The organism is Alteribacillus iranensis, assembly GCF_900113025.1.
GTDB classification, from domain to species: domain Bacteria; phylum Bacillota; class Bacilli; order Bacillales; family Marinococcaceae; genus Alteribacillus_A; species Alteribacillus_A iranensis.
Genome location: NZ_FONT01000005.1, coordinates 129,683 through 151,631 on the forward strand (window position 1 = coordinate 129,683; position 21,949 = coordinate 151,631).

Sequence of the window (21,949 nt, forward strand, 5' to 3'; positions counted from 1 at the left end):
CCGCTATTTAACTGATTATACCAAAGACGAAGATATGATTCATACTATTCTGTTAGCGCAGCTAAAAAAGTATTGGAGAGGTGTGGTCACAGGGCTTGTCGCTTCGAAAACCACCTCGTGAACTGGTTCCTGAATGCGGATAGAAGTATCCGTAAAAAGGGGGGTTCCTAACTTTCAGAAAATAACATGTAGACAGTTTAATAGTCTTTTTCTATCGTAGTAATTCTATTATACAGCTCCTGATTTATCGGGGTTGGCACTCCATATTTTTTTCCTAGCTTTAACACAGTACCCGAAAACAATTCTACTTCACTATGCCGTTTTGCTTCAACATCTTGAGCCATGGATGGTTTGCCGTGTGGACTCAGAGTACCTAACACCTTTAACCAATATGCTAAGTCTTCCACTGAAAGTTTTGTTCCTTCGACCTCTGTTAGTGCCATTACTTCTCTCATAGCCGCAATCATCATAGTCCGAGCCGGTCCTTCTTGTTGAATTTCGCCGTAATTACTTTTATACACAGCAACCGTTTGATTCACTCCAACATTTACCATAAATTTTCCCCATTGGCGCTTTTTCATGTTAGTGTCTATTTCATAAGGGAAATCGGTGTTATCAAAAAAACGGGCAACGGTTTGTACTTTTTCTGACGGCTCCCCCGGTTCTTTATCTCCAAAACAAAGCATACCCATATTACTGTATATTACTTTATTACCTGCTTTCACAGTATCCATGCCTTGGGCGACACAATACAAGACGCGGTCCATGCCAAATTTCTCTCCAATGATTGATTCACTTGTCACTCCGTTTAAGGCAGATAAAATAATAGTCTCGTCACCGATTTGATTTCTTACGGATTCCATGGCATCTTCCAGCCCTGAATATTTAACGGCAAATATAACTAAATCAGCTGGATCATCTTCGTCTTCAGATGTTATATAATTAAATTGACAGCGTTCTCCATTGCAATAGATTTCATTATTTTGATACTTTTGAACACGTTCCGGATCAGCAACAATTCTCAAGTGTTCGGAAGACATCTTTTTCGATAAATGATGACCGAACATGACTCCAAGCGCCCCTAGACCAATAATAGACACCTTATTTATCTCTTTCATTTGCTCCATTCCTTTCCATACCTCTTTTCACCTACATTTTCACAGAAAATCCACATGAATAGCAAGAGTAAAAGGACGATAAAATGGGTAAAATATATACATATATTACAAAGGATGATGAAAATGAGACTTCATAACGAAAAAGGGAAGAACTTAATCATACAGCTCAATGAAGAAGAATTAGCCGTATTATCAGAGGCTATAGAGAAAGGTTGTCCGGATCCGAAGCTTCTTGCTGACTTGGATCATGTTTTCTTTGATTATTACCGTAAACGTCTTACAGATTAAGGAAAGTGGAAACATCTTGTTCTCGAGCATGTAGCTCCATGAATGTTATACTTTCTCCTTTTTTAAGATAGATGAAACCCTCAACGTTCTTTCATTAAGGATGTTGAGGGTTTCTTTTTTTATGATTTTGAAGCCACATGAAAACTTTAGTGATTCCATAGGAGACCAGGAACATACCAATATAAAACAAGAATAAATGAAAAAAATTAATGCCATAAAACATATGGAAGTAGTGTAAATGAACCATAATTGGTTTTACAATGAAAGCAAGGATAGCAGCTGTAATAGTGGAAAGGATAAATATATTCTTGTTATGATTTAAAGTCCATTGAAAGACTAGCATATAGGTGATTGGCACCAATGAAGCATCCAAGGCAAAACTCGGGAGAAAAGGGACAACCTCATAAGGATATTCCCATAGACCGTAACGGATCCCCGTTGAATTAACATACGCAAACCAAACATGATAATTGAACCCAAAAAAGCCGATAAGGAGCACTTTTCGTCTGTCGATAGCAAAGAACAACACAATAAGAGGTATAATCGTCATCAAAACAATTATCCAAAATTGCCATGTATCCAACCCGGAAAATCGCTCCCAATACTCTGTCATATGACTCGATAACTCTAAGTTGTTGGAACGCGCTTCTGCCAGCATCTCCTTTTGTTGCTCGGTCATTGTTAACACACCTATCCCGTCTCAAATAGCATGTTAGTAGCTTAACCAAACAACATTTATTTATTCCTTTCCACTTTAGAAAGGTAAATCATCGTCATTCACTTCAACTCTTCTATCATCATCTTTCGCGTTCTTTCCCTCATCCTCTTTTACAGCATCCATTCCTTCGATCTCAGCCGCTTCCTCATGGGTAATCCCATAGGGTACTCCATTAGACGTGTACCCTGCAATAAACGCAAATGTTTCATCTGACGAGAAAAGCTGGTCTTCATTTTCATCCTTCGTTTGTTTACGTGATTTTTTTTTAAGTCGCTTCCCCATTATTATTCCACCTTCCATAATTTTACACAATGTTGTAATTCATCATTGATGTCCTGTTGAAGCTCTTTTGGAGGAGGGTCTTCTTCGGGGACCCAACGACCATCTTCGTCTGTCTCTTCCATAACGTCCACACGGCTGTCTTCATCTGGAGTCAACCGTCTCGCTTTTGTGCAGCGAGGATAGCTTACGCCACTTTTTGGTTCCAGGATTTTTTCTAGTTTCACTTCATGTTCCCAATCGTCTCCGAAATCATAAGTGTATAGTGTTTTATCATTCTCTTTTTGAAGCCAGTCCTCCAACACCTCTTCATTTTCACTTACTTTTTTAGAAAAAAAAGGCATGGCTATAGAGAAGTCATCCTCTTCATCGAAATCCTGCTCAATAAACACTCTCGGACCCTCTTCTTTATGAAACCTATTCAATTCGAAATTATGGAGATGACTATCCTGCCAATCCATCACAACCTGAATCACTTGGTGCAATTCAGCAAATGTATAATCACTTCGAACCTCCACCCTTCGCCAAATAGGAGGCTTTAATCCTTTCAATGTAATTTTCAATTGATAAATCTTTACAGACAATAGTGTCCCCTCCTCAACGTTAATCCATTAAAAAAGCTGACCAAATCCTAATATAATGGAATCCCAATAATAAAGAATACTCGTCAGAATGCCTACAATAAGGATAGCGGGTAATAAATTGGCTACTTTTATCTTTGTCAGGCCTAATATGTTTAAACCAATAGCTATAATCATAATCCCGCCTGTCGCTGTCATTTCAGCGATAAATGATTCCATTAAAGCGTCTGGTATCACTTTAATGATCTGAGTGGCAAACAAAGCGATCGTTCCCTGGTACAGAAACACAGGAATGGAAGAAAAAATAACACCGATGCCTAACGTTGAAGTAAAGATGATCGCTGAAAACCCATCTAGAATAGATTTTGTATATAACACCGAGTGATCTTCTCGTATCCCACTATCCAACGCACCTAAAATACTCATAGCCCCTACTACGTAAATGAGAGTCGTGGTAACAAATGCTTTTGACAAATTTCCATCTACATTTGTCTCTGCTCCCAACTTATTCTCCAACCAATCTCCTAACCGATTAAGCTTATCATCTAAATCCCACCGTTCTCCCAGTACCACTCCTACTACCAAACTCCCGATCACAATGATAAATTGTTCGCTTTCGAGTCCCATTCCTATCCCTAACACAATAACAGCAAGTCCCAGAGATTGCATCACTGTCGTCTTCATGCTCTCCGGAATTTTTCTAATGAAAGAACCTAGTAACGATCCAACCAAAATAGCAATCCCATTGACTAAAGTTCCTAATAACACCATCGTATGTTTCTCCTTCGACGTTCTTCTTTTCTTCAAGCTTTAGCTTTTTGTTTAAAATAACCAACACGAAAATTCGTACCCGAGTACGACATAAGTGTCCATGCCTCTCTTTGGTATTTTACAACTTTGCAGTCACTCACTCAATAAACGGATATCTTGATAGTTACGGCGAACCGAAAAACAGGACTCTGTGTTAAAATAGTACAATCATAGAGTAGTAGTGGAGATCAGATCCAGGGAGTCTAGGAGTGATAAATGAATGGATAAAAAAGATATAGCAGACATACGTAAGCAATTAAAAGTAGACAATGACTTACTAAAAATCTCAGATATTTTCAATATATACATCATGAAGGATTCTACAGATATTTACCATCATCAAAGCCAACCTTTTGAAATGCTTGACCGAGACCAGCAAGAGCTTTTTTTAAATAACTTTAAAAAAGTATTAACAGGGAAGCCCGATGAAAAATTATTTGAGTTAAAATTTCAACGCGAGGCAGAAAATCATAGTCAGCTCATCCTGCATAAAGGCCTGTTAAGCAATGACGTGGAGGGTTGGAAGGAACAAATGCTATTGCTGACAGAGAAAATGATTGCAGACCATCCCTATGAGAGGGATATTGTCATTTCTTTCATCCGAACGGAATATTTAAAACCTACAAAACAGAGAAATGAAGAAAGAGAAGAAAGTGAACGAGATGCGGTTTACGCTAATCCTTTTATTCTTTGTAGTATTAATCGGACAGAGGAACCGAAAAAAGAAATACAATTTGACTATGTTGAAAAGGAATTCAAATACAAGATTGAGGCAGATCCCATCATCGATTTCAAAAAACCGATGGGAGGATTTCTGTTTCCATCCATTACAGACGGAGCCTCCGATGTAAATCGTGTTCTTTACGCAGCAGGCAAAGCGAATGAACCGGATTACCGTTTTATTGAAGACGTCTTAAATGGAGAAGAAATCATGACAGCCCAAGAAGATAAAGCGATGTTCGAGGAAGTCGTCAGAGGAGTGGTCGGTGATCAGCTCAGCCCCTCCACGCTTGCTAATGTATATGGTGAAATTAACCGTACTGTGGAAGAAAACGAAGACGACACTCCCCCTACACTCGACTACAAAGACGTGGAACGAGTTTTGAACCAAAGTGGTGAAGAGGTTGATACGGAAAGAGTGAAATCTGCTTTTCAACGAGTCATTGATGATGAATCCTATGAGCTGAAGGCAAGTAACATTGTTCCAAAATATCATTCAAAATCGATAAAGATCGAAACAAAAGTTGCCAACATATCCATCAGCCCACAAGATCTTCAGTACGTAAAACAGGTCAACTTTCATGGAAAACGTTGTATCATGATCGAAGTAGAAGAAGAAGCGGAAATCGATGGTTTTAAAATGATCCCGGAAGTATTTGGTGAATAACTTCTAACTTATCTTAAAAAGAGCTTGCCCCAGTACTGGGACAAGCTCGAAACTACTCCTCTTCCGGAATATGACATAGTGATGGAGTCAGAATGAAATAATCTGTCTTAGTTCGTCAAGGCTAGGTATGTCCTTGTAATGATGAACCTGTATTTCCCCTTTATCCCCGACATAAGAAGGAATCGTCCATATTTTATTCTGGGCAGCACTGGTAAAATCTTCGTTTAGTAGATTTTCATATTCTGAATTCTTCAGTGCTTTCATAAATTCCTTACGATCCAATCCTGCCTCTTCTGCAATGTGCGCCAACACGTCCGCATCTTCGATATTTTCATCTTTTTCCCAGATCGCTTGAAAGATGCGAAGGTGGTAATAATCAAATTTCCCTTGTGACTTCGCATACATTCCACCAATATGGGCCAGCTTGGTGCTTCTTTTTTCAGATGGCGGCTGGATCGTTAAACCTGTTTTGTCCACTAATTTCTCAAGGAAACTCTTTGCTCCTTCTCCGTATCCTTCTGGTTTAGCTGGTGGACGTGCATCAGCCGGCATTTTCCAAGCCGTCCAATCGAGCATTATTCTTTCATCTTCCAATGGCTTCAGAGACACCGTCTCCGTATAACAAAACGGTCAAGAGTAATCAAAATATACCTTCAAGGTTTTCATCCTTATGCCTCCTTACAAGTAGGATTGTCCTTCACTCCAAGATAGAAAAATCTTCCGTTAAAATCAAATATATTGCTTGTCTTTTATTATTACAAGTTTTGCGACGCAGAAAATGGATTAAGTGCACTCGAAATAAAAGAGCGATCAAGGTTTATGTTTTGATCGCAGCTTTTTTATTAACGATTATTACAACTAGGAAAAGGATGAATATCTAGAATCATAGTGTAGCTATAATGCTTCAGTGCAAACTGTGAATGATATAAGTACTCCATCACGTACAAGCTGCTGCCATCTGCATCACATAAGATCCCTGACGTCCCAGTACCGTCCATAAATGAAATTCCTACTGATTGATCTAACAAGTACGCTATTTTATGCTGCCAAGGCATACAATCTCCCCTTTTTTAACACAATATGTAACCGGCGGGTAAGAAGTGTTTGTAAAGGGAGCGGGAAAAATTGATAAAAAACAATACTATAGAGAGTGCTATCTTTTATGCAAAAGATGCTTTATACCCCACGTACTCATTGATCTATGCCCTTCCATTCCTTGAAAATGGAGATGTTATCGCCAACTTAATTGATGAATAGTTCCTTCATAAACTTTTTCCTGTTTTTTATATGTAGAATACAAAAAGCACGACATAAAGGAAATGAATATCATAAGAAGCTACTCACTAATTTGTTAAACAACTAGAGCTCACTTCATAACAGCTCTGTGGGGTTGATTTGCACAACTTTTTTACTTTGGTTGCATCTGATACTATTTCTTCCACGTTTATGTAACTCTTTGTTTGGTTAGTTACTACTGCTATGGAAATGGAAATGAGAGGTATTTTTTCTATATTTCCTCGCCTGTTCTCCGAAATAACATATTTCTGCGTAAAATGATCATTTGGATAATAAAATTTCTTTGCTGCTTCAAACTGTTGAATGATAGTTTGACATATTTCATCTATGCGAAAATGATGAAAAATAGCAACAAAGTCATCTCCCCCGACATGACCGAGAAATCCACCATTTTTAGCAATGTTTGTATGTAATATTTTCGAAACGTCTGTCAGCAAATCATCGCCTCTTTTAAAGCCATAAATATCGTTATAGGATTTAAAATAATCTAAATCAACACACAATACGCTAAACTGCTTAACGGACAACGTGACAGTCAACTTTTCATGGATGACAGAGTTCCCAGGTAACCTTGTTAGTGGATCTAGAACACTAGCATTCTCTGTCTGAATCTCAGCAAATGTAATTAACAGATGACGGACACTGACAACCCCAACATAATACGAATCTTTTGTGACAATGATGTAATCATATATTTCTTCGTCTTTTCTACTCATGGCAAGTGTGCTTACATCAACAATAGTAGTATAATAATCCACAATGAGCGGAGCTTTGTTCATGAGTAATTCAGCGGACCGCCCCATATAAAGATGATAACCGTACATGGTCCCCATGTTTTGGTAAAAGTGAACTTTAGAAATGAGACCGATAGGAATGTCATCCTTCCCTACCACAACACCCTGTATATCCTTACTCTGTTCGAAGATGTCGTTCACCACTCTATTTTGAATCGGCAAGGAAATACTAGGTACTTCCACAGAGATATCACCAATATAAGTGATCATGGTTAACCTCCAGCACACGTTCTATATTTTTAACTTACAAGCTTATGGCAATAGACCAGGCCGAAGTTCATTCTTAGGCTTGCCTAATAAATAACCTTGACCAAAATCAACCCCTTTTCCTCTTAAATAATAAAATTCCTCTATTCGTTCGATGCCTTCTGCAATGACGTACGTACTCGATTGCCGTGAAAACTCTAATAACATAGTAACCAGTTGTTGACTCACTTTGCTATTATCTATGTTTTTAATTAATGACATATCGAGTTTGATGAATTCAGGCTTGATGTACGCTAATGTTTTTAAGCTGTTGTAGCCGGATCCAGCATCGTCCACTGCAATTCGAAAACCTTGGGAGCGATAATGTTTTAACACCTGAACAAAATGATTAAAATTAGTTACTGCTTCCCTTTCTGTTAGTTCAAAAACAATTTGATTCGGTGCAATACCCAATTTTTTTAGGAGTTGAACCGTTTCTCCGCTCTTATAGTTAGAGTCCATCAGCACTTTCGGATGAACATTGAGAAAAATATAAGAATTTCTATCCGCTGCTTTTCCAGCCGACCCCTTCACATACCGTTCCAAAGAAATGGCCCTGCAAAAATGTTCAAAAGAAAACACTTGGTTGGTTTTCCCGATAAATTCATAAAACTCCCCGGTCGATGGAAAAATAGAAGAAGATGGAGGACGATTCAGCACCTCATATCCAAGGTTTTGACCGTTTTGTAAACCTACGATTGGTTGAAAAAAAGTCGATATGGATTTATTTTTAATAATATTTTCCAAACCACGAAACCTTTTATAGTTTAATCTTTCTTTTTTCATTCTTGAGATGAAATAATCCCAATACCCCATCCCGCTTGTTTTAGAAGATAAATAACTTACCATCATATCCTTCCTCTTCCGTTGTCTTGATTGTATATATTTAATTATACCTACTCGCTATGTAAGAAGTATGAATACATGGTATTTTTTGTGTAAATGTGCCAAAAAACCCTATAGAATAATGACTTGAGTACTTCAGATGGAATTATTTACAGCTGAATAAATTTCATAAGTATTGAACCATATCAGAAAAAATATTCGTTGTTAATTAAGTTACATATTGATTGCAACGGAAGGCGGCGACTCCAGTGGGAGAAGCTACAGCCGAAAATCCCGCAAGCAGCGCCTTTCTGCTGAGGAAGTTGAGGCGTCGCCCGCGGAAAGCGTCCGCCTGCAGTGGAAATCAACCTTAATATATCCTGCTATACACTTTAGAAGATATTAGGAAAGGACAAGGAATTTATTCACTTTTGTTGAATTTCTATCTTAGCCAAATACCTTGTCTCGGAGATTACACTATAACTAAATTTCAAAGGAGTCATCTATTGGACATTCTACTTTGGTTTATAATTATTACATCTTTTATTCTCAGTTTCATCGGCCTCGTATATCCGATTATCCCATCGGTCATCATGATTTGGATTGGGATCGTCATCTATCATTTCGGGATTAACCCTGATAGTCTTTCCTGGTTCTCCTGGACGCTTTTTGGGTTATTAACCATTTTTCTTTTTGTAGCTGATTATTTAGTGAATCTCCATTTTGTAGATCGCGTGGGGGGCTCTACGTGGGGAAAAAGAGCGGCAATGGTTGGATTAATTGTTGGAAGCTTTGTAATTCCGCCTTTTGGTGTTATCTTAGTTCCTTTTTGCTTAGTGCTCATCACAGAATTCATCTACGCAAAATCATGGCAAAGTTCATTTAAAATAGCGTTTGCTACGTTTATAGCATTTTTAAGTGGTACATTTGCCAAAGCAGTCATTCAGTTCATCATGATCACTGCTTTTGTGCTTGATGCCATTTTCTAGTATATCTCCAATCACCTCACCCATCATTACTCTATACCTAAAGTGACGTTAAAAAAATGAGGCTGGGACAAAAGTATTTAAATGAAAGATAAATCCGAACAACTTATGTTGTCGCTTTGTCAAAATACTTCGCTTTCCGCGGGCACGGCTTCAGCTTCCTCGGAAAGCGAAAACGGCTTTCCTGCGGGATCTTCAGCTCGTGCTGTTCCCGCTGGAGTCTACGTATTTTGACTACGCTGATACACTGCGTTTATGAAACGGGTGACTCCTTCAACATGTGATCGTTCGTCTTTAGAGTTGACTATTCTAGTTTTGTCCCAGCCTCATTGTTTAGTTATTCTAGATCACAATTTGGTTCTCTTCTCTATGATTCAAATGACATCTAGCGCCGCTACGCACTCGATGTGATTGGTTTGAGGAAACATATCCACGGGCTGTATCTCTCTAACCTTATAGCCATTCTTTACCAAATAATTCAAATCACGTGCCTGTGTTTCCGGGTTACAGGATATATATACAATCCGTTTCGGCTTGAGTGTCACCAAGCTTGACAAGAAAGCTTTGTCGCTCCCGCTTCTAGGCGGATCCATAAACACCACATCTACATGTTCCCCACGCTGCGCCATCTGGACCATGAATTCTCCAGCATCCCCTTGATAGAAGCGGGCATTTTTTACGCCGTTGCGTTTAGAATTACGAATGGCGTCACGTACCGCACCTTTATTAAGCTCTACCCCAATAACCTTGTCAGCTCTTTCACTTGCAACCAGTCCAATGGTTCCGATACCACAGTATGCGTCTATGACAGATTGATCACCAGTTAGCTCTGCCATTTCAATGGCTCTTGTATATAGCCTTTCTGTCTGGACTGGATTAATTTGATAGAAGGACTTCGCTGAGATCTCAAATTCCAATCCACAGAGCGTGTCTGTAATAGTTCCTTTGCCATATAGTACTTTTTCCTGATTGCCTAGCACCATGCTGTCATTCCTGTCATTTATATTCAGCAGTATGGTCGTAATTTCTGGGTGGGTCTTTCTTAGTGCTTTTACGAAATTATTCTTTCCCTTAAACACTGAAGATGCAGAGACTAGCACCACCATAATTTCACCGCTCTTTTTTCCTACTCTAATCAACACATGGCGCAAAAAGCCTCGCCCCGTGTCTTCATTGTACGGCTGCATTTTAAAGGACTTCATCATTCCCTTGATGGTTTGAATAATTTCATCCGCTTTTGGATCGTGGATGATGGAACTTTCCATTGGTATGATCTGATGCGAATTCTCGGCATATAGTCCGCTTATAATTTGACGCTTGTTGTCCAAGCCAAATGTCATGACATTCTTGTTTCGATAATAATACGGTTGTTCCATCGTTAAGATAGGCTTTGGTTTTCCAAATGTCTTCATCTGTTTATCTATAAGTTTCTGTTTAAAACGCTCTTGGGCTCGCTCATTCATATGATAAAGCTGACATCCCACTCCCTCGTTATCATGAGAGAGTGGCCGATTCGCGCGATCTTCTGAAGGGGTAATCACCCGCTTCAACTCCATCTTCACAAAGCGGCCTTTTTTGGAAACGGTCACTTCTGCTTTTTCACCAGGTAACAGATGTGCTACTTCCACCTGCTTTCCTTCCCACTGAACAATCCCTTTCCCCTCACTTGTCAGGCCCGTACATGTTACCTCTATAGTTGACTTCCTCTGACCGTGATTTTTTTTATTGATGGAACGGTTGTTGGCTTTGGGTGTCACGGTTTCCTGACTTTTCCGCGGGTGAGATTGTTTGCTATTCTGCTTTTCAGATTGATATTTTTTATTTTTGGATGTTTTATATCTTTGCTTCTTTTGTTTAGCCATAAAATACTACCCAACTTTTCTTTTACTTTGTTTGACTATCTTATTGGTGTAATAACCTTCGCTGACACTTGAATCCACTGCATTTATTCATGCAAAACTATATTCGCTACACACTCCACATGCGTTGTCTGTGGAAACATATCCACGGGCTGGACTTCTTTTGTTTGATAACCACCGTCTTCTAGTATCTTCAGATCGCGTGCAAGAGTCGCTGGGTTGCAGGAGACATAGACAATTCGTTCTGGTTTCATTTCAATCATGGTCTCAAGCAGAGCTTCGTCACAGCCTTTTCTAGGTGGATCGACGACCATGACGTCAGGCCGGATGCCATGTGCTTTATGCCACCAAGGAATAACTTCCTCCGCTTTTCCGACTGCAAAATCTGTGATATCTTGCATATGATTCAGTCGAGCGTTCCGCTTCGCATCTGCAATAGCCTCAGGAATAATTTCTACACCGTATACGTGCTTCGCTTTTTGTGCGAGAAACAAGGAAATCGTACCTATCCCACAGTATGCGTCAATCACTGATTCACTGCCGCGAAGGTCAGCATACTCGAGTGCTTTATCATACAATACTTTGGTCTGTTCAGGGTTTACTTGGTAGAAGGACCGGGCGGAAATGGCAAACTTAATATCCCCAATGGTGTCATAAATATATTCTTCACCCCATAATACGATCGTTTTGTCCCCAAAAATTACATTCGTCTTCTTCGGGTTTACATTCTGAATGATGGAAGTGACCTCAGGAATGGCTTTTCGGATATCTGCAATGATATTCTTTTTGTTTGGCAGCTCTGGTCCTTTTGTGACTAGAATAATCATGAGCTGTCCCGTGTTCTGGGCGTGCCGGGTAACGACGTGGCGGAGAGTACCACGGTGCTTTTTCTCATCATAGGCCTTAATCCCGTACTTCCCCGCAATTTCTTTTACCGTTTGGACTGCCTTATCATTTTCATCTTGTTGAATGGCACAAGCCTCCATATCAATAATGCGGTGGGAACGTTTCTGGTAAAAGCCCGCCTCTAATTTCCCGTCGTTGCTCATTCCTACCGGTACTTGAGCTTTGTTCCGATAATTCCAAGGGTCGTCCATCCCAAGGGTCGGGTGCACGATGACATTGTCTAATCCACCAAGTCGTGTCAGAGCATCTTGAACTTGCTTTTGTTTAAATTGAAGCTGAGCACCATAGTTTAAATGTTGTAGTTGACAGCCGCCGCACTGGTAATAGACGGGGCATGCAGGGACAGACCGGTCCTCACTTGTCTCCAATGATTCAAGCAGCCGGCCGAACCCATATCCTTTCTTCGTCTTGACCACTTTGACTTTTGCTTTTTCTCCCGGGATTCCATATGGAACAAAGAGAGTATAACCATCAACCTTGGCTACCCCAGCGCCCTCGTGAGTCAAATCTTCAAAAGTGACGGTCACCGTATCGTTTTTTTGAACCGGCGCTTCAGCCGCTTGTTTCTTTTTCATGCTGTATATCCCTTCCGTTCTTCGTTTATTACGTGCATTTTACCACAAAACGGGTGGGTAAGAACAATTCACAGACTGGCGTTCGTTATCAGCGATATCTTTCCATGTCTCAGCGAAAAGCTCTGTACTATAAACGAAATTTCTCGGTTTATCAGCGAACCCTGCTGTATCAAAAATGAGCGTGCCGGAAATGTTTATAACTTCAATGATTAAAAGAAAACAAGAAGAAATGATGAGGGTGTCAATCTGAAAATAATGGGAGCCGTCGTAAAGGTGGAGATCGTGGAGAATTCGAAAGTCATGTGGCGGGAGAAAAGTTAGGGGATCATCTATAGATTGCTCGCCTTTATAGCCGGCGCTCCACTTGGCGGTGTCCCGCTCAATCTCAGGGCGCTTTGGATGACTGTGTGGGAGTCTTCTTTCCAGCGCACGAAGCTTTCTTAAATGAAGTGGTACTTTTCGGGGCTTGATGATCAAGTAGTCCCCCCTCCTTTCTATCTCTTATGGTTTCGACGTCTTCTGGTGAATTCCTTCCCTGGCTAAAGTTCGCTGATAACTTCTTACATCTCGCTGATTCGGTGCCGAATATCGCTGATAAAACTCGTACATCGCTGTTTCCCAAGATATTTCGCTGATAAATGCATCAGTTTCGATACTCAGATCATTTCCGCTTCAACCGCTGATACTCATTAAACAAAAGAAACACCTGCAGAAGAATGAGGACAACTACTAGTGGGCTGTAAAGGTCAAAGCCTGCTTCGGAAGTGTTCCCGCTCAGTGTTAAGCCGGCAATCAGGGCGACTACATAGATTGTTAAAATAAGCTTGAAGTAAAAAGTCCCCCATGGTGTGATCAGTTTCCGAATGGATGGGACAACAAACAAGGTAATAGTCGTTATGGCAATCACCCCTACGAGAAGTGCCGTGGGGAAAGTGTCTGCTAACTTACTTTCTGGAAAGAAATCATTATATATTAATAATCCTACTGCGATAAATAACAAGACCTGTAAACTGCCAAGTAGCATATTCCCATCGTCCTTTCTATATACAGTATAGAAGAAAGGAAAAATGACCTCAAACAATAGATATTCAAATATTCATATTATTATTTAAAATTAATATTTTAGATGGTAAAATATACAATGAGCACAACACAAGGGGGGTGAAGCTGACGAAACACACGAGTGGAACCAGGTGTTTACTCATTCAATCTTCATACATGAAATGAAAGGGGATAGTAAATCATGCGTTACGATGCTCCAAATACGTCCGAAAGTATCTTAAATTTCAAAGAACGGTATGACAATTTCATCGGTGGAGAATATAGAGCACCTTCTAGTGGTGAATATTTTGATAACGTGACACCTGTCACCGGAGAAGTGTTTTGTCAAATTGCCCGCTCGACAGCTGAAGATGTAGATGCAGCTGTACAAGCTGCCCAAGACGCAAAAGACGCTTGGGGGAAGACACCTCCAGCCAAACGCGCTAAAATTTTAAATAAAATTGCTGATCGCATTGAGGAAAACAAAGAACTACTCGCTGTAGCAGAGACGTGGGATAATGGAAAAGCCATTCGTGAACCACTGAATGCCGACATTCCTTTGGCTGCTGATCATTTCCGTTACTTTGCGGGCGTGATCCGCGCTCAAGAAGGGACACTTAGCCAAATTAACAATGATACTGTGGCGTATCACTTCCATGAGCCATTAGGCGTCGTCGGACAAATTATTCCATGGAACTTCCCAATATTAATGGCAACCTGGAAACTTGCACCAGCACTAGCTACCGGTAACTGTGTCGTATTAAAGCCAGCAGAGCAAACCCCAGCCTCTATCCATGTTTTGCTTGATTTGATACATGATTTGCTACCACCTGGTGTACTTAATATCGTAAATGGATTTGGTGTCGAAGCTGGAAAACCGCTCGCTTCTCACAGCGGAATTTCAAAGGTAGCCTTTACTGGTGAAACAACAACAGGACGATTGATCATGCAATACGCCTCTGAAAATATCATCCCTGTCACCCTTGAACTGGGTGGTAAATCTCCAAATATTTTCTTTAAAGACGTCATGCAAGAAGATGACAAATTCTTAAATAAAGCCATCGAAGGTTTTGTCATGTTTGCCTTAAATCAGGGCGAGGTTTGTACATGCCCTTCCCGTGCCTTGATTCACGAATCAATTTATGATGAATTTATGGAACGGGCTCTCAAACGTGTGGAATCAATTAAGACAGGCGACCCTCTTGATACAGATACTATGATGGGTGCGCAAGCCTCACAAGAACAGATGGAGAAAATCACATCTTACCTTGATATCGGGAAACAAGAAGGAGCTGAAGTGCTAGCTGGCGGGGGGAAAAATAACCTTGGCGGCAACCTCTCTAATGGTTATTATGTCGAACCGACTATTTTTAAAGGCGACAACAAAATGAGAATCTTCCAAGAAGAAATTTTTGGTCCTGTCCTTGCAGTAACAACATTCAGTTCAGATGAAGAAGCCTTATCCATTGCCAACGATACCCTATATGGCTTAGGGGCTGGCGTGTGGACACGCAACATTCATACAGCTTATCGATTCGGTCGTGAAATCGAAGCCGGTCGTGTTTGGACAAATTGCTACCATGATTATCCTGCCCACGCGGCCTTTGGTGGCTATAAAAAGTCTGGTATTGGACGGGAAAATCACAAAATGATGCTCGAACACTATCAGCAAACGAAAAACCTTCTCGTTAGTTATAGTGACGATGCTTTAGGTTTCTTTTAAGAGAAAATAGCTGCTGCGGATTGGTTCTGTGGCAGCTTTTTGTTACTAACATGTGACATACGGGTATAGAATAATAGCAAGGCTTTAAATATAGAAAGGGTGAACAGAAATGAAAGTGGAGAAAGTGACAGCCACCGATGCAGCCCTTGAACTCATTGAAAAACTCAAAAGAAGGCACGGGCCTTTAATGTTTCATCAATCGGGAGGATGCTGTGATGGCAGCTCGCCGATGTGTTTTCCCGAAGGTGAATTCAGAGTAGGAGCTAGCGATATTCATCTCGGAAGTATCGGAAACTCTCCTTTTTATATGTCGAAAGATCAATATGAATATTGGAAACACACCCAGCTCATTATAGATGTCGTAGATGGTCGTGGCGGTATGTTCTCCTTAGAAGGTCCAGAAGGTAAACGGTTTTTAACCCGATCCCGCGTGTATAGTGACGAAGAGAGAAAAGCATTACAAGAAGAAGCTTGAACAAGCATCGCAAACGTCTTTTCAGGCGTTTGCTTTTTTCTACATGGTTACCTTGTTGCTTTCTATTCCTCCACAATTTTTAAGCATATTCACATCATATTGTGTTAAAATAAATGTAACTATGTTTATGTGCCTCATGTAGGCTGACTCAAAAGAAAGGAGTTTTACGCATGCATTGGTTTATTATTTTATCCATTATCCTCTCGATTGTGACGGGGCTATGGTCACTTTTCAATATAAAAAAAGGATATTAATGCATTCTACATAAGTGATTTGAAAGAGGCTCGTTTATCAGGGGTAGTCCTTGTAGACACCGAAGACTTTCTTCTAATAGAAGGATGAAAGAAACGTATGGTCCTGAATCAGGCTCATATTCACATGTTTCTTACTTACAACAGAAAGAGCTCTGGTTCGACAGCATGTCTGACCAGAGCTCTTTCTTGTCTTACGGGCAATGCATTTTTAAATGCTGATGAAGATTGACGAATTCCGCGGGCAAGTCCCCCCCGTACTCTCCATCCAGATTAAGTTGCATATCACTATCCGTTTCGATTTTTATTCGATTTGCCTGTACATATTTCACATTCTCGTGATGAAGGTGTTCTCCATTTAGCGCTTGCGTCCCAATTCTTATAATTTCAGGGATATTCGTTTTTGTAATAATGATCATATCGAACATACCGTCATTGTACTTAGCGTTAGGCAGCAACTTCTCAAAGCCCCCCACGGAATTCGTGTTAGCAATGAGAAATAACATGATATCACCTTCGAATAATTTTCCGTCGTATTCAATTTTTGCATATTGAGGCTTTAAGAGACGGAGTTTCTCGAACCCTTTTACATAGTAGGCTAGCTGTCCCAACATCGTTTTTAATTTGCTTGGTGTATCATATGTTAATTCTGTAAGCTTCCCACCAGCAGCAATGTTAATAAAATATTGATCGTTTACTTTTCCGATGTCAATGGGTTGTACGTTTTCCGCACAGAGAACATCACATACTTTCTCAATATTATTTCCACGGATACCTAAAGCTCTAGCAACATCGTTTGTCGTCCCAGCTGGGATAATACCCAGTCTTGGTCTCACTTCGAGAGGAGCTAGTCCATTTACGACTTCAAATATCGTTCCATCCCCACCGGCAGCTATCACCAAATCAAACCCTGCTTCTCCCGCTCTCATCGCTTCTTCTTTGGCACACCCTTCTCGTTTCGTCATATGAGCAGACGTTTCATAACCTGCCCCTTCTAAACGATTCAGTACATAAGGAAGGTGCTTTTGCATATGTTCTCTACCTGACGTGGGATTATAAATAACGCGTGCTCTTTTCATTCGTCTACTCCTATTTTAAAACCCCTCTGGTTCTATTTCTGCGACCAGAGGGGCTGTTTTTACGGAGAAAAAGCGGCGTTTTCTCCTCCTATTGTTCTTCTATGCCTTCTAAAATCAATTTATTAACCATTTGTGGATTTGCTTTCCCTTTGGTCTCTTTCATCACCTGTCCGACTAAAAAGCCAAGTGCTTTGTCTTTCCCGTTTTTATAGTCTTCAATCGACTGAGGATTGTTTTCTAGGATGCCATTTACAATCTTCTTCAATTCGCCTTCATCGGAAATTTGGACAAGACCTTTATCTTTAACAATTTGTTCTGGGTCTCCACCGTTATCTACTAATTCAGCGAACACTTTTTTAGCAATTTTGCTAGAAATCGTTCCTTTTTCGATCAATTGAATCAGCTTAGCTAGACCTGTTGGCGTGAGAGCAATATCTTTCAGTTCTTTCCCATTGGAATTTAAGTATGCATTCACTTCACCCATAAGCCAATTCGCCGCAGGCTTCGCATCGGCTCCTTGATCAATCGTTGCTTGGAAAAAGTCAGACATGTCTTTTGACTGGGTAAGTACACCTGCATCATACTCTGAAAGATCATAGTCTTTTATATAACGAGCTTTGCGTGCATCGGGAAGCTCCGGTATTTGTTCTCTTATTTGTGATTTCCAGTCTTCATCAATATATAATGACACAAGATCCGGCTCTGGGAAGTACCGGTAATCATCAGAGCCTTCCTTCACCCGCATCAGAATTGTTTCTTTTTTAGCATCGTCCCAACGACGGGTTTCTTGCAGTATTTCGCCGCCCGATAACAACACTTGTTCTTGGCGTTTTTCTTCAAATTCCAGCCCTTTCTGGACATTGGCGAACGAGTTTAAGTTTTTCAGCTCTGTCTTTGTACCAAACTCTTCCTGGCCCGCGGGTTTTAAGGAAATATTTGCATCACAACGCAGCGACCCTTCCTCCATCTTACAGTCTGATACTTCTGTGTATTGGAGGATTGCTTTTAGTTTCTCTAAATACGCATACGCTTCATCCGGCGTTTCGATATCAGGCTCAGAAACAATCTCAATCAACGGTGTTCCCACACGGTTGAAGTCTACCAATGAATGTTCTCCGTACTCATCGTGTGTTAATTTACCGGCATCTTCTTCCATGTGAATACGTGTGATACCTATTTTCTTTTTGTATCCGTTCACTTCGATCTCAATCCAGCCATTTTCTCCTATCGGCTTATCAAACTGAGAAATTTGGTAGGCTTTTGGATTGTCTGGATAAAAGTAGTTTTTGCGATCGAATTTCGTTTCTTCTGCAATCTCACAATTTAAAGCTAATGATGCTTTCATCGCAAAGTCAACCGCCTTCTCGTTCAATACTGGAAGAACACCCGGGTGCCCAAGACAGACGGGACACGTATGTGTATTAGGCGGCGCCCCAAATTCAGTGGAGCAATTACAAAATATTTTCGTCTCTGTTTTTAATTCGGCATGGACTTCCAAGCCGATGACTGTATCAAATTTCATTGAGATATCCCCCCTTACAGCTGTGGTTTTTCTTTATAATAGCCTGTTGCCTGTTCGTAGGCATAAGCGGCACGGTAAATCGTATTCTCAGCAAACGGCTTCGCAATCATTTGCAATCCAATAGGAAGTCCTTCTGAGAAACCACACGGTATCGATATTGCCGGTACTCCTGCCAAGTTTACCGGAATGGTCAGAATATCATTCGCATACATCGTCAACGGATCATCCGTTTTTTCGCCCACTTTAAACGCTGTCGTTGGAGCTGTTGGGCCAATAATAACGTCGTATTTCTCCCAGATTTTATCGAAATCCTCTTTAATGAGAGTCCGGGCTTTAAGAGCTTTTTTATAGTAAGCATCATAGTATCCGGAACTTAATGCAAAGGTACCCAACATAATTCGACGTTTAACTTCTTCACCAAACCCTTCACTGCGTGTCCGTTTATACATATCGATTAAATTGTTCGTATCCTCTGCTCGAACACCATAACGCACCCCGTCGAAGCGAGCAAGGTTTGCGGATGCTTCAGAGGAAGCAAGCAAATAATAGGCAGATAATGCGTACTCAGAGTGAGGCAGGGACACTTCCTCCCACGTCGCGCCTTGTGACTCCAGCACTTTTAACGCTTCGTATACTGCGTTTTTAACGTCTTCAGAAACCCCTTCTCCTAAGTACTCTTTTGGTACTGCGATACGCAAACCTTTGACGTCCCCATTTAAACCGGAGAGATAATCAGGAACAGGCACATCAGCAGAAGTGGAATCCTGTTTAGAGTAGCCAGCAATCTCACCTAGGACAAGCGCATTGTCTTCCACCGTTCTAGTAATCGGCCCAATCTGGTCTAAGGAAGAGGCAAAAGCGACTAGGCCGTACCGTGATACTCTGCCATATGTAGGTTTTAATCCAACTACCCCACAATAAGAAGCAGGCTGACGGATAGAACCTCCTGTATCCGATCCAAGAGAAAATACAACTTCCCCTGAGGCTACTGCTGCTGCTGATCCCCCGCTTGACCCTCCAGGAACGTAATCTGTATTCCAAGGATTACGAGTGGCTTTATAACTGGAGTTTTCGTTCGAGGACCCCATGGCAAATTCATCCATGTTTAACTTACCAACGGTCACAGACTCTGCTTTCGCTAATTTATTTATAACCGTAGCATCATACAATGGGTCAAAATTATCGAGAAGTTGACTGGCACATGTCGTACGTAAGTCTTTCGTCACGATGTTATCTTTAATTCCCGCTGGCAATCCAAACAATAAACCTCTTGTTTCTTCTTTCTCAAGCGCCTCATCTAACTTTTTCGCGTGGGCCCGTGCTCCCTCTTCATTTAGCGTTAAGAAAGCCTGCACTTTATCATCTACGCTGTGAATGCGCTGGTAGGAAGCATCAACTAGCTCAGATACTTTAATCTCTTTACTATGCAGCTTTTTATGTATAGACGAAAAGCTTTCTTCCAAAATAGACATTGTTATTCATTCCCTCCTTTACTCTAAAACAGATGGTACTTTTACTTGACCGTCTTCCTGATCAGGAGCATTTTTTAATGCTTCCTCTTGCTTAAGAGACGGACGCTGAACATCTTCACGGAGAACGTTATGAATATCTAATACGTGTGTAGTAGGTTCTACACCTTCTGTATCTAATTCATTCAACTTTTCAGCAAAGCCAATGATTCCATCCAGCTCTTCTGCTAACTTCTCGGCTTCCTCTTCTGAGACAGAAAGACGAGCTAAATGAGCCACGTGTTTTACTTGTTCCTGTGTAATGCGAGCCATTACGGTCACCTCCACCATTTCGTTTCACAATAACTAGATGATACCAAATAAGAAAACACCGGGCAATATAAAGAAAAGCGAAAGCTCCTGTGGAAGTTCGGCCAGGTTATGCGGTAACAATGTTCCTTCGATATTAATAAATATGAGTAAAGGGTTCACTTCCTGGTTCTTTCAGTACCAATGCTTCTTGACCAGACGGAGAAGAAATTTGTATCTCTACATCCAGTTCCTCTGGAAAACGCTGTTTCACTCGATCTGTAACGTGTTGGGTAAAAGCAATGACTTCTGTCTTACTGTAAAATGTAATAGGAATCTCAATGTGAAGACTTCGAAGTTCCCCATTTCGATAATGACCTTCCCCGACAACGCCTACGTAGTTCTCAAAAAACTGATTGATGTCTTCTTTAAATTGATTAAATACCTCTGCATCCTCTCTTTGGCTTTCCGTAGCTTCTTGAGAAGGAAATAAATAATGAGTTTCGCTGATATTCTGCCAGCTTCCGATTTCTTCGTTAGGCTCTGCCACCGCGGTCGCTATAAACTCACCAGGAACAACGGCTTCGCGCTGATTCTCTCGAAAAATGGCAAACATCACGGGAACATTTGTGAGCTGCCCGTCTTCCCGCTCGGCACTTCTCAGCCTTTCTAATACCTCACCAGCAATACGCTTGCCTTCTTCTAAACTGACTTCTTCTGAAATTTCTTCTTCCAGCCACGGTCCATACGTACCATCTTCATGTCTTTCACGAAAATAGTATACACTATTCATGGAAAGTCCAATCACCAAACCACCAACTTGTAAATTGCCATCACTATTTTCAAAGATATAGTTATGTTCCAAGATGTTAGATAAGACTCTAGGCTGAGAACTTTCCCGTTGTTCAAAGCTTTCTCCGTCTCCAAGCGCAGGATTTAAGCCAAGTGGGTTTCCTCCATTATCATTCTCTTCTTCACTGTATCGCATGAGCCATTGATTTAATTCCTGTTTAGCTATGAATTGACCTTCTCTAAAGAAGTAATTTTCCTGATCAAACTCTTCAGAAGCAATTTCCTGCATACCTACTTCTAAACGCTCCAAGTCCAATCGATTGTAAACAACGTCTGTATTGAAACCTCGGGTGACACCATGAATATACTGACCATCCTGTAAAATACTTCGATAATAACTATCGAGGCTAGGAATTTCAGGACTTATTTCCACTTTCGTTTCTTCTGTGTCACTATCTTCTTGTTCAATATCCACTCCCTCCTCATCTGGTTGCAGTCCCGGAATACATCCAGATAAGAAGAGAAGGGATGCAGAAGCAGCCAATCCTGTTTTCCTCCATTGCATGTTATGTTCTCATCCCTCTCCCTAATAAGCGGTAGCTCTTGCTCTCATCTCAAGAACATTTTCAAAAACGAACCGT

At 40.7% G+C, this 21,949-nt stretch carries 22 protein-coding genes and 1 pseudogene; 5 read left to right on the forward strand and 18 right to left on the reverse strand.

Annotated elements, in window-relative coordinates:
* Positions 1-197 precede the first annotated feature (197 nt).
* Complete coding sequence (locus BM095_RS12060) at positions 198-1,118, reverse strand: ketopantoate reductase family protein (RefSeq protein ID WP_091662513.1); 921 nt, start codon at positions 1,116-1,118, stop codon at positions 198-200.
* Positions 1,119-1,241: 123 nt separating this feature from the next.
* Between BM095_RS12060 and BM095_RS16620 the strand changes: the two genes are divergently transcribed.
* Positions 1,242-1,406 (forward strand): hypothetical protein, encoded by a 165-nt coding sequence (locus BM095_RS16620; protein WP_177194803.1) that lies wholly within the window; start codon positions 1,242-1,244, stop codon positions 1,404-1,406.
* 94 nt (positions 1,407-1,500) lie between these two features.
* Here the strand turns inward: BM095_RS16620 and BM095_RS12065 are convergent, their stop codons facing one another.
* The 4 genes from BM095_RS12065 to BM095_RS12080 all read right to left on the reverse strand — a co-directional run bounded on the left by BM095_RS12065 (position 1,501) and on the right by BM095_RS12080 (position 3,755).
* Positions 1,501-2,085, reverse strand: coding sequence for a hypothetical protein (locus BM095_RS12065; RefSeq protein ID WP_091662125.1), 585 nt, complete (start codon positions 2,083-2,085; stop codon positions 1,501-1,503).
* Between the two features lie 75 nt (positions 2,086-2,160).
* Positions 2,161-2,406: a hypothetical protein gene (locus BM095_RS12070; protein WP_091662127.1), complete on the reverse strand. Its 246-nt coding sequence runs from the start codon at positions 2,404-2,406 to the stop codon at positions 2,161-2,163.
* A gap of 2 nt (positions 2,407-2,408) precedes the next feature.
* Positions 2,409-2,987, reverse strand: coding sequence for a plasmid pRiA4b ORF-3 family protein (locus tag BM095_RS12075; RefSeq protein ID WP_177194804.1), 579 nt, complete (start codon positions 2,985-2,987; stop codon positions 2,409-2,411).
* A 27-nt stretch (positions 2,988-3,014) separates the two neighbouring features.
* Entirely contained in the window at positions 3,015-3,755 is a 741-nt protein-coding gene (locus tag BM095_RS12080) for a DUF554 domain-containing protein (protein ID WP_091662133.1), read from the reverse strand.
* A 259-nt stretch (positions 3,756-4,014) separates the two neighbouring features.
* Between BM095_RS12080 and BM095_RS12085 the strand changes: the two genes are divergently transcribed.
* Complete coding sequence (locus tag BM095_RS12085; protein WP_091662135.1) at positions 4,015-5,181, forward strand: DUF4317 domain-containing protein; 1,167 nt, start codon at positions 4,015-4,017, stop codon at positions 5,179-5,181.
* A gap of 87 nt (positions 5,182-5,268) precedes the next feature.
* On the opposite strand, the pseudogene BM095_RS12090 reads toward BM095_RS12085, so the two are convergent.
* From BM095_RS12090 to BM095_RS12105, 4 genes and pseudogenes are all read right to left on the reverse strand, one after another.
* A pseudogene (locus tag BM095_RS12090) lies at positions 5,269-5,799 on the reverse strand (DsbA family oxidoreductase); the annotation flags it as partial.
* A 224-nt stretch (positions 5,800-6,023) separates the two neighbouring features.
* The gene (locus tag BM095_RS12095) at positions 6,024-6,236 is read right to left on the reverse strand and encodes a hypothetical protein (RefSeq protein ID WP_091662140.1); all 213 of its coding nucleotides are present in this window, start codon (positions 6,234-6,236) and stop codon (positions 6,024-6,026) included.
* A 288-nt stretch (positions 6,237-6,524) separates the two neighbouring features.
* Positions 6,525-7,481 carry a GGDEF domain-containing protein gene (locus BM095_RS12100; RefSeq protein WP_091662143.1) on the reverse strand — a complete coding sequence of 319 codons (957 nt, stop codon included), beginning with the start codon at positions 7,479-7,481 and terminating at the stop codon, positions 6,525-6,527.
* A gap of 42 nt (positions 7,482-7,523) precedes the next feature.
* Positions 7,524-8,369 carry an EAL domain-containing protein gene (locus tag BM095_RS12105; RefSeq protein WP_245757893.1) on the reverse strand — a complete coding sequence of 282 codons (846 nt, stop codon included), beginning with the start codon at positions 8,367-8,369 and terminating at the stop codon, positions 7,524-7,526.
* A gap of 479 nt (positions 8,370-8,848) precedes the next feature.
* Here BM095_RS12105 and BM095_RS12110 point away from each other — a divergent pair, with 479 nt between their 5' ends.
* Positions 8,849-9,331 carry a DUF456 domain-containing protein gene (locus tag BM095_RS12110; RefSeq protein WP_091662145.1) on the forward strand — a complete coding sequence of 161 codons (483 nt, stop codon included), beginning with the start codon at positions 8,849-8,851 and terminating at the stop codon, positions 9,329-9,331.
* A 371-nt stretch (positions 9,332-9,702) separates the two neighbouring features.
* Here BM095_RS12110 and rlmD (BM095_RS12115) read toward each other — a convergent pair whose 3' ends face one another.
* From rlmD (BM095_RS12115) to BM095_RS12130, 4 genes are all read right to left on the reverse strand, one after another.
* Positions 9,703-11,190 carry a 23S rRNA (uracil(1939)-C(5))-methyltransferase RlmD gene (gene rlmD, locus BM095_RS12115; protein WP_091662148.1) on the reverse strand — a complete coding sequence of 496 codons (1,488 nt, stop codon included), beginning with the start codon at positions 11,188-11,190 and terminating at the stop codon, positions 9,703-9,705.
* 83 nt (positions 11,191-11,273) lie between these two features.
* Positions 11,274-12,668: a 23S rRNA (uracil(1939)-C(5))-methyltransferase RlmD gene (rlmD, locus tag BM095_RS12120; RefSeq protein ID WP_091662150.1), complete on the reverse strand. Its 1,395-nt coding sequence runs from the start codon at positions 12,666-12,668 to the stop codon at positions 11,274-11,276.
* Positions 12,669-12,707: 39 nt separating this feature from the next.
* Positions 12,708-13,145, reverse strand: a complete 438-nt coding sequence (locus BM095_RS12125) for a nuclease-related domain-containing protein (protein WP_091662153.1) — start codon at positions 13,143-13,145, stop codon at positions 12,708-12,710.
* A gap of 184 nt (positions 13,146-13,329) precedes the next feature.
* Complete coding sequence (locus BM095_RS12130) at positions 13,330-13,692, reverse strand: hypothetical protein (RefSeq protein ID WP_091662156.1); 363 nt, start codon at positions 13,690-13,692, stop codon at positions 13,330-13,332.
* A gap of 219 nt (positions 13,693-13,911) precedes the next feature.
* On the opposite strand from BM095_RS12130, the gene adh reads away from it, so the two are divergent.
* Both adh and BM095_RS12140 read left to right on the forward strand, forming a co-directional pair.
* Positions 13,912-15,432: an aldehyde dehydrogenase gene (gene adh / locus BM095_RS12135; protein ID WP_091662158.1), complete on the forward strand. Its 1,521-nt coding sequence runs from the start codon at positions 13,912-13,914 to the stop codon at positions 15,430-15,432.
* Positions 15,433-15,541: 109 nt separating this feature from the next.
* Positions 15,542-15,907 carry a DUF779 domain-containing protein gene (locus BM095_RS12140; RefSeq protein ID WP_091662159.1) on the forward strand — a complete coding sequence of 122 codons (366 nt, stop codon included), beginning with the start codon at positions 15,542-15,544 and terminating at the stop codon, positions 15,905-15,907.
* 445 nt (positions 15,908-16,352) lie between these two features.
* On the opposite strand, the gene BM095_RS12145 is transcribed toward BM095_RS12140, so the two are convergent.
* The 5 genes from BM095_RS12145 to BM095_RS12165 form a co-directional block, all read right to left on the reverse strand.
* A complete protein-coding gene (locus tag BM095_RS12145; RefSeq protein WP_091662161.1) occupies positions 16,353-17,237 on the reverse strand; it encodes a diacylglycerol kinase in 885 nt (294 codons plus the stop codon).
* Between the two features lie 88 nt (positions 17,238-17,325).
* On the reverse strand, positions 17,326-18,759 hold the full coding sequence (gene gatB / locus BM095_RS12150; protein ID WP_091662163.1) for an Asp-tRNA(Asn)/Glu-tRNA(Gln) amidotransferase subunit GatB: 1,434 nt from the start codon (positions 18,757-18,759) through the stop codon (positions 17,326-17,328).
* Positions 18,760-18,773: 14 nt separating this feature from the next.
* Positions 18,774-20,231, reverse strand: coding sequence for an Asp-tRNA(Asn)/Glu-tRNA(Gln) amidotransferase subunit GatA (gene gatA, locus BM095_RS12155; protein ID WP_091662164.1), 1,458 nt, complete (start codon positions 20,229-20,231; stop codon positions 18,774-18,776).
* A gap of 18 nt (positions 20,232-20,249) precedes the next feature.
* A complete protein-coding gene (gene gatC / locus BM095_RS12160; protein ID WP_091662166.1) occupies positions 20,250-20,540 on the reverse strand; it encodes an Asp-tRNA(Asn)/Glu-tRNA(Gln) amidotransferase subunit GatC in 291 nt (96 codons plus the stop codon).
* A 133-nt stretch (positions 20,541-20,673) separates the two neighbouring features.
* Positions 20,674-21,873: a CamS family sex pheromone protein gene (locus tag BM095_RS12165; protein ID WP_091662168.1), complete on the reverse strand. Its 1,200-nt coding sequence runs from the start codon at positions 21,871-21,873 to the stop codon at positions 20,674-20,676.
* Positions 21,874-21,949 lie beyond the last annotated feature (76 nt).